The 16,144-nt window shown below is 70.8% G+C and carries 12 protein-coding genes; 4 read left to right on the forward strand and 8 right to left on the reverse strand.

The annotated features are described in order from the left end of the window. Window positions 1-76 precede the first annotated feature (76 nt). The 6 genes from pflB to ADK54_RS05410 form a co-directional block, all read right to left on the reverse strand. Window positions 77-2,347 (reverse strand): formate C-acetyltransferase, encoded by a 2,271-nt coding sequence (gene pflB, locus ADK54_RS05385; RefSeq protein WP_053724357.1) that lies wholly within the window; start codon window positions 2,345-2,347, stop codon window positions 77-79. 348 nt (window positions 2,348-2,695) lie between these two features. Continuing rightward, window positions 2,696-4,147 carry a NarK family nitrate/nitrite MFS transporter gene (locus tag ADK54_RS05390; protein WP_078966139.1) on the reverse strand — a complete coding sequence of 484 codons (1,452 nt, stop codon included), beginning with the start codon at window positions 4,145-4,147 and terminating at the stop codon, window positions 2,696-2,698. Window positions 4,148-4,299: 152 nt separating this feature from the next. Continuing rightward, window positions 4,300-7,065: a nitrite reductase large subunit NirB gene (nirB, locus tag ADK54_RS05395; RefSeq protein WP_053724358.1), complete on the reverse strand. Its 2,766-nt coding sequence runs from the start codon at window positions 7,063-7,065 to the stop codon at window positions 4,300-4,302. Between the two features lie 136 nt (window positions 7,066-7,201). Next, window positions 7,202-7,954 (reverse strand): DUF1838 family protein, encoded by a 753-nt coding sequence (locus ADK54_RS05400; protein WP_053724359.1) that lies wholly within the window; start codon window positions 7,952-7,954, stop codon window positions 7,202-7,204. Between the two features lie 152 nt (window positions 7,955-8,106). Continuing rightward, window positions 8,107-8,364, reverse strand: coding sequence for a DUF397 domain-containing protein (locus ADK54_RS05405; RefSeq protein WP_053724360.1), 258 nt, complete (start codon window positions 8,362-8,364; stop codon window positions 8,107-8,109). Next, window positions 8,361-9,197 carry a helix-turn-helix domain-containing protein gene (locus ADK54_RS05410; protein ID WP_053724361.1) on the reverse strand — a complete coding sequence of 279 codons (837 nt, stop codon included), beginning with the start codon at window positions 9,195-9,197 and terminating at the stop codon, window positions 8,361-8,363. The genes ADK54_RS05405 and ADK54_RS05410 overlap by 4 nt, the downstream gene beginning before the upstream one ends. A gap of 453 nt (window positions 9,198-9,650) precedes the next feature. Here ADK54_RS05410 and ADK54_RS05415 point away from each other — a divergent pair, with 453 nt between their 5' ends. Next, complete coding sequence (locus ADK54_RS05415) at window positions 9,651-9,872, forward strand: hypothetical protein (protein WP_053724362.1); 222 nt, start codon at window positions 9,651-9,653, stop codon at window positions 9,870-9,872. A gap of 41 nt (window positions 9,873-9,913) precedes the next feature. Here the strand turns inward: ADK54_RS05415 and ADK54_RS05420 are convergent, their stop codons facing one another. Beyond that, complete coding sequence (locus ADK54_RS05420; protein WP_053724363.1) at window positions 9,914-10,312, reverse strand: VOC family protein; 399 nt, start codon at window positions 10,310-10,312, stop codon at window positions 9,914-9,916. After that, window positions 10,309-10,833, reverse strand: a complete 525-nt coding sequence (locus ADK54_RS05425; RefSeq protein WP_053724364.1) for a cupin domain-containing protein — start codon at window positions 10,831-10,833, stop codon at window positions 10,309-10,311. Before ADK54_RS05425 ends, ADK54_RS05420 begins: the two co-directional genes overlap by 4 nt. A gap of 523 nt (window positions 10,834-11,356) precedes the next feature. Between ADK54_RS05425 and ADK54_RS05430 the strand changes: the two genes are divergently transcribed. The 3 genes from ADK54_RS05430 to ADK54_RS05440 are packed head-to-tail and all read left to right on the forward strand — an operon-like array spanning window position 11,357 to window position 15,879. Beyond that, window positions 11,357-12,028 (forward strand): sirohydrochlorin chelatase, encoded by a 672-nt coding sequence (locus ADK54_RS05430; RefSeq protein WP_053724365.1) that lies wholly within the window; start codon window positions 11,357-11,359, stop codon window positions 12,026-12,028. Between the two features lie 38 nt (window positions 12,029-12,066). Further along, entirely contained in the window at window positions 12,067-13,221 is a 1,155-nt protein-coding gene (locus ADK54_RS05435) for a low temperature requirement protein A (protein WP_053724366.1), read from the forward strand. A gap of 51 nt (window positions 13,222-13,272) precedes the next feature. Beyond that, window positions 13,273-15,879: a BTAD domain-containing putative transcriptional regulator gene (locus ADK54_RS05440; protein WP_053724367.1), complete on the forward strand. Its 2,607-nt coding sequence runs from the start codon at window positions 13,273-13,275 to the stop codon at window positions 15,877-15,879. Window positions 15,880-16,144 lie beyond the last annotated feature (265 nt).

Raw genomic sequence — 16,144 nt, forward strand, 5'->3', positions numbered from 1 at the left:
GGTGGGGGTGGGTGGGGGGGCGAGGGGGGTGGGGGGGAGGGGGCCCCACCCCCCCCGGAGCCCAGACCCTCACCCCTCAAAGCGCCCCATGGAACGTCCGGTTGATGACGTCGAGCTGCTGCTCCCGTGTGAGGCGGACGAAGTTCACCGCGTAGCCGGAGACCCGGATGGTGAGCTGGGGGTAGTTCTCCGGGTGACGCATGGCGTCTTCCAGGGTGGCCTTGTCGAGGACGTTGACGTTCATGTGGAAGCCGTTGCTGGCGATGAAGCCGTCGAGGACGCCGGAGAGGTTGTCGATGCGCTCCTTGGGGGTGCGGCCGAGGGCGTCCGGCGTGATGGTGTTGGTCAGCGAGATGCCGTCCTCGGCGTCGTCGTAGGGCAGCTTGGCTACGGAGAGGGCGGAGGCGATGTAGCCGTGCTCGTCGCGGCCGTTCATGGGGTTGGCGCCGGGCGCGAAGGGGGTGCCGGCGCGACGGCCGTCGGGGGTGTTGCCGGTCTTCTTGCCGTAGACGACGTTGGAGGTGATGGTCAGCACGGACTGGGTGTGGACGGCGTCGCGGTAGGTGGGGTGCTTGCGGACCTTCTCCATGAAGTCGTGCACGATCCGGGTAGCGAGGGCGTCCGCGCGGTCGTCGTTGTTGCCGTAGGCGGGGTAGTCGCCCTCGATCTCGTAGTCGACGGCGAGGCCGGTCTCGTCGCGGACGACCTTGACCTTGGCGTGCTTGATGGCGGACAGCGAGTCGGCGGCGACCGAGAGGCCGGCGATGCCGCAGGCCATGGTGCGCAGGATGTGCTGGTCGTGGAGCGCCATTTCGATGCGCTCGTAGGCGTACTTGTCGTGCATGTAGTGGATGACGTTGAGGGCATGGACGTACGTCTTGGCGAGCCAGTCCAGCATGGCGTCGTACTGGGCGGCGACGGTCTCGTAGTCGAGGTACTCGCCGTCGATGGGTGCGAAGCCCTCGACGACCAGCTTGCCGGTCTTCTCGTCGCGGCCGCCGTTGATGGCGTAGAGCAGTGCCTTGGCGACGTTGACGCGGGCGCCGAAGAACTGCATCTGCTTGCCGACGGCCATGGCGGAGACGCAGCAGGCGATGGCGGTGTCGTCGCCGTACTTGGGGCGCATCAGCTCGTCGGACTCGAACTGGATGGCCGAGGTGTCGATGGCGACCTTGGACGCGAAGTCCTTGAATCCGGCGGGGAGTTCACGGTCCCAGAAGACGGTGAGGTTGGGCTCGGGGGCGGGGCCGAGGTTGTAGAGGGTCTGCAGGGCGCGGAAGGTGGTGCGGGAGACGAGGGGGCGGCCGTCCTCGCCGATGCCGGCCATGGACCAGGTGACCCAGGTGGGGTCGCCGGAGTACAGCTCGTTGTATTCGGGGGTGCGCAGGAAGCGGACGATGCGGAGCTTGATGACGAAGTCGTCGATGAATTCCTGGGCCTGTTCCTCGGTGATGAGGCCGGCTTCGATGTCGCGCTGGAGGTAGATGTCGAGGAAGTTGTCGATGCGGCCGATCGACATGGCGGCGCCGTTCTGCTCCTTCACGGCGGCGAGGTAGGCGAAGTACAGCCACTGGACGGCTTCGCGGCCGGTGGTGGCGGGGCCGGAGATGTCGTAGCCGTAGGAGAGGGCCATGGCCTTGAGTTCGTTCAGGGCCTTGATCTGCTCGGAGACCTCTTCGCGGTCGCGGATGACGGTTTCGGTGGCCCAGTCCTCGCCGAGGCGGGTCTTGTCGGCTTCCTTGGCGGCGATGAGGCGGTCGATGCCGTAGAGGGCGACGCGGCGGTAGTCGCCGATGATGCGGCCGCGTCCGTAGGCGTCGGGGAGGCCGGTGATGATGCCGGAGGAGCGGCAGGCGCGGATTTCGGGGGTGTAGGCGTCGAAGACGCCTTCGTTGTGGGTCTTGCGGAGGTGGGTGTAGACGTCGCGTACGCCGGGGTCGGCTTCGTAGCCGTAGGCGTTGAGGGCGCCTTCGACCATGCGCCAGCCGCCGTTGGGCATGATGGCGCGCTTGAGGGCGCCGTCGGTCTGGAGGCCGACGATGAGGTCCCTGTGGTTCTTGGCGTCGCCGTCGATGTAGCCGGGCTTGAAGGCGTCGATGCGGGACGGGGTCTGCACGTCCACGTCGTAGATGCCCTGCTCGATTTCCTGGGGGAACATCGACAGGAGCTTGTTCCATACGGCGGTGGTGCGCTGGGTGGGGCCGGTGAGGAAGTCGGCGTCGCCTTCGTAGGGCGTGTAGTTCTGCTGGACGAAGTCACGGACGTCGATGGCGTCGCGCCAGAGTCCGCCCTTGAAGCCGTCCCAGGCTCCGCCGTTCTTCGTTGCCTCTGCAGGAGTCGCAGTCATGGCAGGCACCCTTCCGAATCACCGTTGACGTCGTACTTCGTGCCGTTGAGCGGAAGCTCTTCGACTGCTTCCATTCCACTCCTTTTGATCGATCAATTGCGGCGGCATAGGTCACCAGATTCGGGCCGAAATCCCCCTTCTCCCCCTCCCTCATTCCTTGACAGTGCCCCTGACCTGCGCATTCCGTCGGGACTTTGGCCCTTAGTTCGCTTGTGAACACATTCACAAGAATTCACTGGCCATTCCACCGGACATTCCGCCGAACACCTCCGGGAAAAACACGAAGGAGGCCCGCGCGCGGCATGCGCGGGCCTCCTTCACGGCAGCGGATACGACCTGGGGCCCGTCCTAGCTGGGCGCCTCCGCGTTCTTGCGGGCGTAGAACCACCACGCCACCACGATGCAGCTGACGTAGAACGCCACGAAGCCCCACATCGCGCTGGTCACCGCGAAGTTGGCGAACATCGCCGGGATGAAGAAGAAGCCGTAGGCGGCGATCGCGGAGGTGAAGCCGGTGACGGCGCCCGCCTCCATCTCGGCCTGCTTGAGCGCCTTGGCGTACTCGGGAGTGCCCTCGGTCAGGCCCTTCAGGTGCTGGTTGCGGAAGATCACCGGGATCTGCCGGAAGGTCGAGCCGTTGCCGACCCCGGAGAAGAAGAACGCGGCCAGGAAGCAGCCGAAGAACCCGTAGAAGTTGCCCGAATCTCCGCCCGCCGGAAGGAAGTTGATGACGCCGATGATCGCGAGGGCCATGCCGACGAACGAGATGATGGTGACCTTCGCGCCGCCGAGCTTGTCGGCGATCCAGCCGCCGGCCCAGCGGGCCAGTGCGCCGAGCGCCGGGCCCATCCAGGCGTAGGTGGCGACCGAGTAGGCCGGGAAGGTCGTCTTGATCAGCAGCGGCAGGGCGGCGGCGAAGCCGATGAAGGAGCCGAAGGTGCCGACGTAGAGCCAGGTCATCAGCCAGTTGTGCTTGCGCTTGAAGATGATCTTCTGGCGGCTGAAGGGGGTGGAGGCGACCTTCAGGTCGTTCTGGCCGAACCAGGCGATCAGGGCGAGCACGATGAGAACCGGGACCCACAGGAACGCGGCGTTCTGCAGATAGACCGGGGTGCCGTCCTTCTTGTGCTGGGCGGTGCCGATCGCGATGGTCGAGAAGGTGATGACGATCGGGGTGAGCAGCTGGACGACGGAGACGCCGAGGTTGCCGAGGCCGCCGTTGATGCCGGTGGCGTTGCCCTTCTCCTTCTTCGGGAAGAAGAAGCCGATGTTGGCGAGCGAGGAGGCGAAGTTGGCGCCGCCGATGCCGCACAGCGCGGCGATGATCACCATGACGCCGTACGGGGTGGAGGTGTCCTGGATGGCGATGCCGAGCCAGATCAGCGGGACGATGAGGATCACCGTCGACAGTGCGGTGAAGCGGCGCTGGCCGATCATCGGGCCGAGGAAGGTGTAGAGGATGCGGGCCGTGCCGCCGGTCAGGCCGGGGATGGCGGTGAGCCAGAACAGCTGCGAGGTGGAGAAGGAGAAGCCGACGTCCTTGAGGTTCGTCGCGGTGACGGACCACACCTGCCAGACCACGAAGGCGACGAGCAGGGCGGGGACGGCGATCCACAGGTTCCGGTTGGCGACCCTCCGGCCGACCGAGCGCCAGAAGACCTCGTTCTCCGGTTCCCATTCGGTGATGGTGCGGCCGGGCCGGTAGTTCTCCGGGTCGTACGTGACGGTGGCGTCGTCGTACGTGACGGTGGCATCGGGGCCGGCGGTTGGCCGGGGGGACGGCTGGAGCGCGGAACTCATGGTGCTTCCCAGGGGGTTGAGACGAGTCCTGACATATCTACGTTGCGCCTCCGGCCGGGGTGGGGGTGAGAGGCGAATGCCACGACTGCGGGCGGCCGTAGGTCCCCGGGGGGACTGCCGTCCGGCCCCCGCAGACAAAGGCCGCCGGGCTTCTAGAACCGAGTGACGGGCACGTCCGTGAGGTCGACGACCGGGAGAGAGACGTCCGGGTCGTCGAGGCACTGCCCGGTGCGCAGGTCGAAGTCCTGCTTGTGCATGGGCGAGGTGACGACGGGGATGCCGTCGCGGCTGCCCATGATGCCGCCCGCGATGACGTCGGCACCGGAGAACGGGTCGCGGTTGGACAGCGCGTACACCCGGCCCGTGCGGGACTTGAACAGGGCGGCCTCGGTGCCGTCGGGGAGCTGGGCGGGGCGGCCGCGGCCGGGTTCCAGGTCGTCGACGGCGCCGAAGTCGACGCGGCCGAAGCGGCCGAGGGCGGCGGGGTCGGCGAGGACGGCCTGCCATTCGTCCTGGTAGGCGGCGACGTGGCGGTCCATCTGGGCTTCGAGCTCGGCGCAGATGCCGAGGGAGTCGGCGAGGAGGACGTCCTTGAGGTGGTCGAGTCCGCCGTCGATGCGCTCGATCCAGGCGGCGGTGCGCTCCAGGCGTTCGGCGGTGCGCACGTAGTACATGAGGAACCGGTCGACGGTCTTGAAGAGGTCGGCGGTGGACAGGTCGGAGGCGAGGAGGTCGGCGTGGCGGGGGTTGGCGCCGCCGTTGCCGCAGACGTACAGGTTCCAGCCGCCGGCGGTGGCGATGACGCCGATGTCCTTGCCGCGCGCCTCGGCGCATTCGCGCAGGCAGCCGGAGACGCCGCCCTTGAACTTGTGCGGGGTGCGCAGCCCCCTGTAACGCTGTTCCAGGTCGATGGCGAGCTGGATGGAGTCGCCCTGGCCGAAGCGGCAGAACCGGGCGCCCACACAGGACTTGACGGCGCGCAGCGACTTTCCGTACGCCTGCCCGGACTCGAAGCCGGCCCTGCCCAGGCGGCGCCAGATGTCGGGGAGCTGGTCGGCGCGGGCGCCGAAGAGGCCGATGCGCTGAGCGCCGGTGATCTTGGTGTAGAGCCCGTAGTCGCGGGCGGCCTCGCCGAGCGCGATGACCTGCTCGGGGGTGACCTCGCCGCCGGGGACGCGCGGGATGACGGAGTACGTGCCGTCCTTTTGGAGGTTGGCGAGGAAGAGGTCGTTGGAGTCCTGGAGGGTGGCCTGCTCCCCGTCGAGGACGTGCCGGAGGCCGAGCTCGGGCGCGAGAGTGCCCAGCACATTCCCGACGACGGGCTTACAGACGGCGCACCCTTCCCCGCCCTTTCCATGACGCTCCATCAACTCACTGAAGGACAGGATGTGTTGGTCCTTCACGAGGGTGTAGATCTCGGACCGCGACAGCTCGAAGTGTTCGCAGAGTCCGCGCGCCTTGGTGACGCCGGCGGCGGCGAGCTCGGCGTCGAGGACGGCCTGGAGCGACCCGATGCAGCCGCCGCAGCCGGTGCCGGCCTTGGTGCACCGCTTGATGCCGCCGATGTCGGTGAGCCCGTGCTCGGCGACGGCGCCGCGCACGTCCCCCTTGGTGACGTTGTGGCAGGAGCAGACGACAGCATCGTCGGGCAGGGCGTCGGCGCCGGGCGCCTCGCCGCCGCTGGGGGCGATGAACGCCTCGGCGGGGCCCGGGAGTTGGCGTCCGGTGTGCGGCTTGAGCGAGCCGTACGCGTCGGCGTCGCCGACGAGGATGCCGCCGAGGAGGCGCCCGTCGGGCCCGAGCAGGAGCTTCTTGTAGACGCCTTCGCGGCCGTCGGAGAAGAGCACCTCGACGGCGCCGGTCTCCGAGGTGGCGAAGGGGTCGCCGAAGGAGGCGACGTCGGCGCCCATGAGCTTGAGTTTGGTGGAGGTGTCGGCGCCGGTGAAGGTGAGGGCGCCGTCGCCCGCGAGGCGCTCGGCGACGGTCTCGGCCATCTGGTAGCCGGGCGCGACCAGGCCGTAGACCCGCCCGTCGACGCTCTGGGCGCATTCGCCGATGGCGTAGATGTACGGGTCGGTGGTGCGGCAGTGGGCGTCGACGGCGACGCCGCCCCGGTCGCCGACGGCGAGCCCGCACTCGCGGGCGAGCCGGTCGCGGGGCCGCACTCCGGCGGAGAAGACCACGACGTCGGCGCCGATGTGCCGCCCGTCGCTGAGCCGCAGCTCGCGGACCCGCCCGGCGTCGTCCAGCTCGACCTCGTGCGCGCCGACGCCGGTGTGCACGGCGACGCCCATCGACTCGATGGTGGTGCGCAGGGCGGCCGCGCCCCCGTCGTCGACCTGGAGCGGCATGAGGCGGGGCGCGAACTCGACGACGTGCGTCTGGAGCCCGAGGGTGCGCAGCGCGCCGGCCGCCTCCAGGCCGAGCAGCCCGCCGCCGATGACGACACCGGTGCGGGCGCCGTCGCGGACGTACTGGGTGAGCTGTTCGACGTCGTAGAGCGTGCGGTAGGTGAAGCAGCCGGTGGCGTCGGCGCCGGGGATGGGCGGCACGAAGGGGTAGGAGCCGGTGGCGAGCACGAGCGCGTCGTACGTGACGACCGCGCCAGAGGTGGTGGTGACGGTGCGGGCGGCGGGGTCGACGACTTCGGCGGGGTCACCGAGCCGCAGGTCGATGCCGTGCTGACGCATGAACTCCCCATCGGTGAGGGCGAGTTGCTCGGTCGTGGCTCCTGTGAAGGCGGACGAAAGATGTACGCGGTCGTAGGCGGGGACGTCTTCCTCGGCGAGTACGGTGACGTGCCAGCCGGGGGCGCCGGGCGCCGCCAGGGCCCCTCGCTCGGCGAGCGCCTCCAGGAGGCGGTGGCCGACCATGCCGTGGCCGATCAGCACGAGGTTCTGCGTCGCAGGGTGCGGCATGGCTTCGCTCCGGGGGCTGGGGGTCTACCCCTTCGACGCTAGACCGCCCCGACCCGCCCGTGCCGCCGAAAAAGCCCTCCCCACCAGGGCCTTGCGGCCCTCGGGACCGGGCACTTGGACCCGCTTCGGGGACCGGCTACGCCGGCGGGTTGAGCTTGCGGAAGTAGGTCCAGCTGGTCTCGTTCGGCTCGCTCCACTTCTCGGGGGCCTGGGCGAACTCGGGATGGCGGTCGGCCATGTAGGCGCGCGTGCGCTCGGGGACCTCGGCGTACGAGCCGAGCTTGCGGCCCCGGCAGTGGAAGGTGAGGCCGCCGGGCCGCTGGCCCCGGGCCATCCAGGGCAGCCACGGGGACATCCGGGTCCACGACATGGCGGCCGGGACGCTGGGCGCCGATCCGGCCAGGTCGGCGCGGTCGGCGAAGAACTGGAAGAGCTCCAGCGCCTTATACGTGTCGCCGGCCGAGTGGCGGGGGTACTGGGCCACCGGCAGCGGCGACGGATAGGCGAGCGGGATCTCAAGACTGAAGCAGACCTGTCCGCCGAGCTCGGTCGTCGGGATGGGGAAGGGCCGCCACTTCTGGTTCGCCGGGTCGTTCCAGACGTGCACCACGGGCAGGTCCTGCCAGGTTTCCAGGATCTCGCGAGTGACGGGGTCGAGGTAGAACGCGGCCTCGCGGGTGAGCAGTTGATACGCGTCCGGCCCGGCCTCCTCGTCCTGGACGAGCCGGGCGACGTTGACCCCCTCGAAGCCGAAGAGGCGCTGGTAGGGCTCGTCGGGGGCCCAGGAGTACACGTCTCCGGACCACCAGTAGGTGACCTCCTCACCGTCGAGCGAGGCACGGGTGCGGGCGAAGTCGCGGAGCAGCTCTGCGGGTGTCGGTGTCGTCATACGGACCACTGTGCGCGGCCGCCGCCCCGGCCGCGAGGGAAACACCCCGCGCGGGACGAGGGCGGCCGGAAACAGCCGCTCCTGGCGCGCCGCCGAGCAGCAGGAAGCCCCGCGGCTGCGAAAGGGCGGGGCTTCAGCTCGTACGGTGACCGCTACGCGTCATCGGCGCGCTTGGCGAACTCGACGAGGCCGGTGAAGGCCTGCGGCGCGAGTATGAGGATGGGTCCGTGGGGGTTCTTGCTGTCGCGGACGGCGACGCTGTGCGAGGCGGTGAGGTCGGTGGCGACCTCGATGCAATCGCCGCCATTGTTGCTGTACGAAGACTTGGTCCAGGCGCACACCTCGATGCAATCGCCGCCGTTGTCGCTGTACGAAGACTTGATCCAGTGGAGGGAGTCGGTCGTGGTCACGGGGTGCCCTTTCGTGCCTCGTTGATCAGGTCCACCGACGCCGCCTGCGGCAGCGCTTCGGCCTGTAGCTGATGGTAGGCCGCCAGCAGGGGAAGCACGGTGGCCGTGTCCCGGTCGAAGTGGCCCCGCATCTGGGACTCCGCATACGCGGTCACGGACAGGTCCGCCAACGTCAGCAAATTCACCGGGAGGTTGAACGGGCGGCGCTCCCCCATGTCGTACGGGGCGATCTGGAGCACGGTGTTCGGCAGCGCGGCGAACTCCACCAGCCGGTCGAGCTGAGCATCCATGACCTCGGGGCCGCCGATCGGCCTGCGGATGCAGCTCTCGTCCATCACCACCAGCATCGCGGGCGGGCGTGACCGCACCAGCGCCGCTTGGCGCCTCGCAATGAACGAGACGCGTTCATCGGCCTGTTCGGGTGTGATGGCACCCCGCCGAACGGCGCTGTAGGCCAGCACCCGCGTGTACTCCGCAGTCTGGAGAAGTCCGGGCACGATCCCGATTTGGTACAGCCGGATCTCCACCGCCCGGCCCTCCTGCTCCACGTACTGCGGGAACCCCTCCAGCAGGCCGCCGTGCTTGATCTCGCGGTATTGCAGCTCGAACGCCTCGGCGGTGCCCTCTGTGCCGAGCGCCCGGTCCGCGCTACGCGAGAAGCGGAGGGTTGGAGGCTTGCGCCCAGTTTCAACTGCCGAGATGTGCACGCTGGAATAGTCCGTGCGCTCGGCCAAGTCGTCCTGAGTCCAGCCACGCGCCTCCCGCAAACTGCGTAGGCGCGCCCCGTAGGCCGCCTGCGGAGACGCATCCGGATTCAAGTCCTTGCGGTTCAAGGGCAGTTCACCAACCCTTCGTTCCATTGCAACAGGTTGAACGCTGCCCAAGTGTGGCCCACGCTGAACACTCCCGGTAGCACTTTCGCTACAGAGAGGAGCGAACCATGCCACTCGATGCGGAAGGCGGCTTCTGGCGGCTCGCCCCGGACTGGGTCTCGCGGGGCCCCTACGCCCCACCGACCCCTGACGTACTCAAGGCAGCACTGACCGGACTGCAAGGACTGCAAAGGCGGTTGGAACCCATGACATCCCCAGCGAGGCATGCGCCTCAGCTCGAACCCGTACCTCACCCCGGCTGCGGCACCTGCTCGGCCGCCAGCACCGCTCGCGCACGCGCGCACATGGCGGGCAACGCCGCAGACGTAACCCAGGCCACCGACACCATCCGGCAGCACCCCCACGAGCGCGAAGACGAGTGCTGAGCGCGGTCTGCGCTCGGGAGGGGGCGGCATGCTGGACCCAGCCGCATGGGACGTTGCGGAGTTCACGAAGCCACGGCCCGGCCGGGTCGACCCGAAGACCTGCCCCGCGTGCGCCCGGGTCAAGTCGCTCGGGATCGAGGCCGCTGAAAGCGGCGACCCGGAGCTGGCCGCCGATTGGGTGGAACTCGCTTACGCACACGCAGAGTTGGGCCACCCGTGGGACCACCGCTGGCCCGGGGTGGACAGTTGAGCGGTTGAACGGTCAGGGACGCACGGTCGGCCGGGCGTCGCTCAGCCCCAGGTGCGGGAGCACAGCACCAGGCGGTAGCCGTCCGGGTCGGCGACGGTGACGCCGTACTCGTCCCAGTACGGGTTGTGCGCGGCGACGCGGGTTCCGCCGGCCGCGACGAGGCGGTCGACGAGGGTCTCGTCCACGGGGGTGCCGAGGTAGACCACGAACAGGTCTTCCACGGTCGGGGTCGGCTCAAGCGGGTGCTCGGGGTCGTTGGTCAGCTCGAAGTGCCAGGACCCGCCGGCCGGGCCGACCATCAGGAGGTCGTGCTCGCCGGAGACGCGCTCGGTGGTGCGCCACAGGACGTCGAGGCCGAGGCCGTCCACGTAGAAGTGTTCGGCGGCGGCGAGGTCCCGCGAGGGCCGGGCCACCCGGACATGCGTCGTGGCGTCGATCATGCCGACGCCTCCAGGGCGGCGCGCCAGGCGGGGCTGTCGCAGTAGTGGTTGTCGAACCGCTCGGCGGACTCGGCGATCTCCTTCGGGTCGGCCTCGCCGCGCATGACCCGGCCGAGCAGACGCAGGTAGTCGAAGCGGCCCATGCCCGGAGTGAACACGAACAGGACGTCGGCCTCGCCGCCGGGCGCGGCGGCGAAGGCGTGCGGGGTGTGCGGCGGCACGGCCAGGAAGTCGCCGGCCTCCAGGACGGTGACCTCCTCGCCCACCAGCACCTGGAGGGACCCGCTGATCACGAAGAACAGCTCGGTCGCCTTGGTGTGGAAGTGGGCGGGCGCCCCGACGGCCCCCTTGGCGAAGGTGGACCGGTAGGTGGTGAAGCCGTCGGCCGTACGGTCCGAGTCGGCGAGCAGCGTCATGACGCTGCTGGGGTCCGCGCAGGTCTCGGCGTCGCCGCGACGGGTGAGCACGGGCGGGAACGGCGGGGCGATCTGGGAGGCCTGGGAGGTCGTTTCCTGGGTCATGACGTGACCTTACGATCTTGAACGGCCCTATGAACAGGCCAATTTGGCGCGATAGAGCTTGGGCCATTGTGGAGGCGTGGCTTCCGTTCGGCGTGCGGACCGTACGGGGCACTCGCGCAGTTCCCCGCGCCCCCAACTCCCTCTCGGCCTCGGACCGTGCGTGGTTCTTTGCGCAGTTCCCCGCGCCCCTAGCAGCATCGCCCTGGCCCGCACCAGGCATTTCAGCCCGTCATGGGGGTCCCCCCTGGCCCTTGAGGCCTTGGGGGAGTTTGAGGACGAGCGCCCTTCAGGCGCGAACGGGGTCCGGGGCGGAGCCCCAGGGTCCTTCACCCCCGGAGGCCACGCGGCGGAGCCGCAGAGTGTCACAGCGGGAAGGGGCGGGGTGGGGAATAGGTCCCCCCGGGACGGGACTTTGGCGGGGTCGCATTCGTTGCCCGCCGCGTTAGCGTGAAGAGCGCCGGGGTGCCACGACACCACCCCGGCACCCCCCCCCCCCCCCCCCCCGCAACGGGAGGTCGCGAACATGCTGGTCGTCGCCGTGCACGGCAGCACCGCCCCCGAGGCGGCCGCCACCGTCGGCCGCCTCGTACGGGCGCTGGGCGTGCCCGCCCTCGTAGGGCATCTGGACGGGCAGCGGCCGTCGCTCGCCGATGTCCTCGCCCGGAACCCGGGCGCCACCGTCGTGCCCCTCCTCCTCGGCGACGGCTTCCACCGCCGCGTGGACATTCCCGCCGTCGCCCGCCGCTTCCGCTGCACCGTCACCGACGGGCTCGCGGAAGAGCCCGACGTCGCCCGCGCCGTGCACGAGCGGCTGCTCGCGGCCAACGGCCCCGGGGACGCCGTCGTGGTCGCGGGCGCCGGTTCGACCCGCCCGCACGGGAACGACGGAACCCGCGCCGCCGTAAGGGAGTTGAGCGCCGCGCACCCCGACATCCCCGTACTCGACGCGTACTGCGCCGCCGCGTCACCCACCGTCCCCGAGCGCGGGGCGCAGCTGGAGAACGCGGGCTGCCGGCGGATCACCATCGCCGCGCACCTCCTCGCGCCCGGCCGCTTCACCCGCGCCCTGGACGCGCTGGCCGCAGCGACCTCCGGCGTGCACGCCGTGTCCGCGCCGATCGCCGATCACCCGATCCTCGCCCGCCTTGTGCTGAACCGGTACGAATCCGTACGCCCTGAAGTGTTGGCCGCCTAGCGCGCCCGGCCGTCTGGTGTGCTGTGCGCATGCCACGCATGACCGCACGCAGCCGCCACGAGGAGCACCGCGCCTCGACCCCGCTTGAACTCTTCTTCGACCTCTGTTTCGTGGTCGCCGTCGCCCAGGCCGGCGCCCGCCTCGTCCACGCTCTGACAGAGGGCCATGTGGGCACGGGGCTCGCGGGGTACGCAGCCGTATTCTTCGCGATCTGGTGGGCGTGGATGAACTTCACGTGGTTCGCCTCGGCGTACGACACCGACGACGCGCTGTACCGGGTCGTGACGCTCGTGCAGATCACCGGCGTGCTGATCCTGGCGGCGGGCGTGCCGCGCGCGTTCGACGACGGTGACTTCACGATCAGCGTGATCGGCTACATCGTGATGCGGCTCGCGCTGACGAGCCAGTGGCTGCGGGCCGCCGTGAGCTGCCAGGACCCGGCCGAACGCCAGGTGTGTCTGCGGTACGCGGCCGGGCTCGTGGTGTGCCAGCTCGGCTGGGTCGGCATGCTGTTCGTCCCGGACTCCGCCCGCACTTGGGTGTTCCCGCTGCTCGCCCTCGCCGAACTGTCCGTCCCCATGCTCGCCGAACGCCACCACACCACCAGCTGGCATCCGCACCACATCGCCGAGCGGTACGGCCTGTTCACGCTGATCGTGCTCGGCGAGACCGTGTCGGCCGCCACCATCGCCGTACAGGAGGCCCTCGACGAGCACGACGAGCTCGGCGATCTGCTGCCGCTCGCGGCGGGCGGGCTGCTCATCGTGTTCGCCGCGTGGTGGATCTACTTCGCGGCACCCATCCACGACCACCTGTCCTCCAACCGGCAGGGTTTCGTGTGGGGTTACGGACATTACGTGGTGCTCGCGTCGGCGGCGGCGATCGGGGCGGGGATGGAGGTGGCGATCGAGCAGACCGTCGGCAAGGCGCACATCTCGGCGATCGCGGCGGCCTCCGCGGTGACGGTGCCGGCGGCGCTGTTCATGCTGACGGTGTGGGCGTTGCACTCCCGCCACTTCAAGCGGGGCGCGGCGCAGCAACTGACCTTGCCCGTCTCGGCGTTGGTGATTTTGGGGTGTACGTTCGCGGGGCATGCGGCGGTGCCGCTTGCCGGGGCGGTGGCGGCGGTGACGGTTGCGGTCGGCTGGACGCTGAACCGCCGCCGGGCGGAGCGGACCCCGGCCGGGGCTTGACCCGGGGAGGCCGCGCCCCACCCCGCGAGGGGCTGCGCGAGAATCGGCCGCATGCGCTACCTCCTGCTCGGCCCGATGGGCATGTCCGGTGCCGAAACCGCCCCCGCAGGCCCCCGGCTGCGCTCACTGCTCGCCTTCCTCGTGCTGAACGCCGGACACACCGTCCCCGCCGAGCGGCTCCTGGACGCGCTCTACGGGGACGAGCCGCCCGCCGGAGCCTCGGGCGCGCTTCAGTCGCAGGTGTCCCGGCTGCGCAAGATCGTCGACATCGAGTACGGGCCGGCCGGCTACCGCCTCGTGGCCGACCCCGAGGACGTGGACGTACTCCGCTTCGAGCAGCTGGCCAGGGAGGGCGCGCGCATCCGGGAGGCCGGCGACCCCGGACGCGCGGCCGTGCTGCTGCGCGAGGCGCTGGGGCTGTGGCGCGGACCGGCGCTCGTCGACGTGGCCCACGCTCCTTACGCCGCCGCGCAGAGCGCACGCCTGGAGGAGTTGCGCGCGGGCGCCGTCGAGGAGCTCGCCGAGGCCGAACTCGCCCTCGGCGGCGACCCGTCCGAGCTCCTGCCCCGGCTGCGCGAGGCGGTGGCCGCGCACCCGCTGCGCGAGCGGCTGCGCGGCCAGTTGATGCGGGCGCTGCGGCGCTGCGGGCGGGCCGCAGAGGCGCTCGCCGAGTACGAGACGGCCCGTACGCTCCTTGCCGAGGAGCTCGGCGCCGACCCCTCCCCCGAACTGGCGGCGGTGCACCTGTCGATCCTGCGCGGCGAGAAGGCCCGGCCCGCCCCCGCGTCGCGGCTGCCCGCCCAGCTCACCTCCTTCGTCGGCCGGGACAGTGAACTGGCGGCGCTGATGGCCCTGTTGGGGGCGTCGCGGCTCGTCACGCTGATCGGCACGGGCGGGACCGGCAAGACGCGGCTCGCCCTGGAGGCGGCCGCGCGCCTGCCCGGCGAGGTGTGCTTCGTCGACCTGTCCGCCGCGCCCCGGACCGCCCTGGCCGTACGCGGCGCCCTCGGCCTGCGCGACAGCGGCGCCGACGATCCCGAAGCGGCGCTCGTCGAGGCCCTGCGGGACCGTGCCGTGCTGCTGGTCCTCGACAACTGCGAGCAGATCGTCGAGGACGCCGCCGTCCTCACCCACCGCCTGCTGTCCCACTGCCCCGGCCTGCGCGTCCTGGCCACCAGCCGCGAGGCCCTGGGCATCACGGGCGAGTCGCTGCGTCCGGTCGGCCCACTGGATGCGGATGCGGCCGTACGTCTCTTCACGGACCGGGCGGTCGCCGTACGCCCCGGCTTCGCGCTCGATCAGACCAATTCCAACCCCCTTGCCGTACAAGCCATTTGCAGCTCTCTCGACGGGCTTCCGCTGGCCATCGAGCTGGCCGCCGCCCGGCTGAGGCAGCTCCCGCTCGCGGAGATCGCGGACCGGCTCGACGACCGGTTCCGGCTCCTGTCGCGCGGCGACCGCACCAAGCCGGAACGGCACCGCACGCTGCGGGCGGTGGTGGAGTGGAGCTGGTCGCTGCTCAGCGACGAGGAGCGGGAGTTCGCGGCGCGGCTGACCGTCTTCGCGGGCGGCGCCACGGCGGAGGCCGCCGGTCGGGTCTGCGGCGCGGGCCCCGACGCGGAGGACCTCCTTGCCTCCCTCACCGACAAGTCGCTGGTGGAGGCGGGGGCGGGCCGGTACCGCATGCTGGAGACGATCCGGGCTTACGCGTCCGAGCAACTCCCCTTGTCTTCACGGGAGTTGGCGGGCTCGGCTCACACCGCGTACTTCCTCGAACTCGCCGAGGCGGCCGACCCCGAGCTCCGTTCGGCGGACCAGCTCCGCTGGCTGGATCGGCTCTCGTCGGAGCACGCGAACCTGCGGGCGGCTCTGGTGCGGGCCACCCGCGACGACCGCCCGTCCGCCCTGCGCCTGCTGACCGCGCTCTCCTCGTTCTGGTGGCTGCGGGGCCTGCGGGCCGATGTGGCGCCCGTCGCGGCCGGGTTGCTGGCGGTGCTGGACGGCGACGTACCGGGCGCACTACCGGGCTCACTGGAGAGGTCCCCCGACTTCGACGAGGCCTACGTGTTGTGCGTGCTCGCGGCGGGGGCGGGCGGGGCGGTTCCGGATGCGGACCGGGCGCGGGCCGCGCGGATCGTCGCCGAGCGGGACCGGCCGTTCCGGCAGCCGTTCACGGCGTTCCTCTGGGCGATCTCGGCGGGGCCGTCCGCGGGGGCCGAGCGGCCGGAGCTGGCGGGGGCCGACCCCTGGTCCCGGGCGCTCGCGCGGGCGGGGTCGGGGCATCTGCACCTCTTCCACGGCCGGATGGAGGAGGCCGCCCTCGACCTGTCGGCGGCGCTCGCGGCGTTTCGCTCGCTGGGCGAGCGCTGGGGGACGGCGACGACGCTCACCGGCCTTGCCGGGGTGTCGGGGGCTCTCGGCGACACGGGGTCGGCGCTGGCGTGCGCCGACGAGGCGCTGGCTCTCTTCGAGGAGCTGGGGTGCTGGGAGGACATCGCGGACCTTTTGCGCGAGCGGGCGGAACTGCTGCGCGGCGCTGGGCAGTTGGTGTCCGCCCGGGTCGACTTCGAGCGGGCGCTGGTGGCGGCTCGGCGGGCCGGCACCCCTGCGGCGCTGGCGGCGGCCCGCACGGCCCTGGCCACCTGCCCGCCGAACTGACCCGGGGCTCCGCCCCAGACCCCGTTCGCGCCTCAAGGGCGCTCGTCCTCAAACTCCCCCAAGGCCTCAAGGGCCAGGGGGGACCCCCATGACGGGCTAAAGATGCTGGCCCTGGCCAGGGTCCACGCTGCCAGGGGCGCGGGGAACTGCGCGAGCAACCACGCACGGCCCGCGGCCGAAAGCCGGTTTAAGGGGCGCGGGGAACTGCGCGACCAGCCACCCCCGACCCGCACTCGCACCCAACATCAGCCCCCTCGCCCAGCCC

Source organism: Streptomyces sp. WM6378, assembly GCF_001279695.1.
Lineage (GTDB): Bacteria > Actinomycetota > Actinomycetes > Streptomycetales > Streptomycetaceae > Streptomyces.

What these genes read in the sequence shown, in the direction of transcription:
- pflB (WP_053724357.1), bottom strand. Translation starts at nt 2,347, where the DNA reads ATGACTGCGACTCCTGCAGAGGCAACGAAGAACGGCGGAGCCTGGGAC.
- ADK54_RS05425 (WP_053724364.1), bottom strand. Translation starts at nt 10,833, where the DNA reads ATGACCCAGGAAACGACCTCCCAGGCCTCCCAGATCGCCCCGCCGTTC.
- ADK54_RS05435 (WP_053724366.1), top strand. Translation starts at nt 12,067, where the DNA reads ATGACCGCACGCAGCCGCCACGAGGAGCACCGCGCCTCGACCCCGCTT.
- ADK54_RS05415 (WP_053724362.1), top strand. Translation starts at nt 9,651, where the DNA reads ATGCTGGACCCAGCCGCATGGGACGTTGCGGAGTTCACGAAGCCACGG.
- ADK54_RS05420 (WP_053724363.1), bottom strand. Translation starts at nt 10,312, where the DNA reads ATGATCGACGCCACGACGCATGTCCGGGTGGCCCGGCCCTCGCGGGAC.
- ADK54_RS05430 (WP_053724365.1), top strand. Translation starts at nt 11,357, where the DNA reads ATGCTGGTCGTCGCCGTGCACGGCAGCACCGCCCCCGAGGCGGCCGCC.
- ADK54_RS05400 (WP_053724359.1), bottom strand. Translation starts at nt 7,954, where the DNA reads ATGACGACACCGACACCCGCAGAGCTGCTCCGCGACTTCGCCCGCACC.
- nirB (WP_053724358.1), bottom strand. Translation starts at nt 7,065, where the DNA reads ATGCCGCACCCTGCGACGCAGAACCTCGTGCTGATCGGCCACGGCATG.
- ADK54_RS05390 (WP_078966139.1), bottom strand. Translation starts at nt 4,147, where the DNA reads ATGAGTTCCGCGCTCCAGCCGTCCCCCCGGCCAACCGCCGGCCCCGAT.
- ADK54_RS05440 (WP_053724367.1), top strand. Translation starts at nt 13,273, where the DNA reads ATGCGCTACCTCCTGCTCGGCCCGATGGGCATGTCCGGTGCCGAAACC.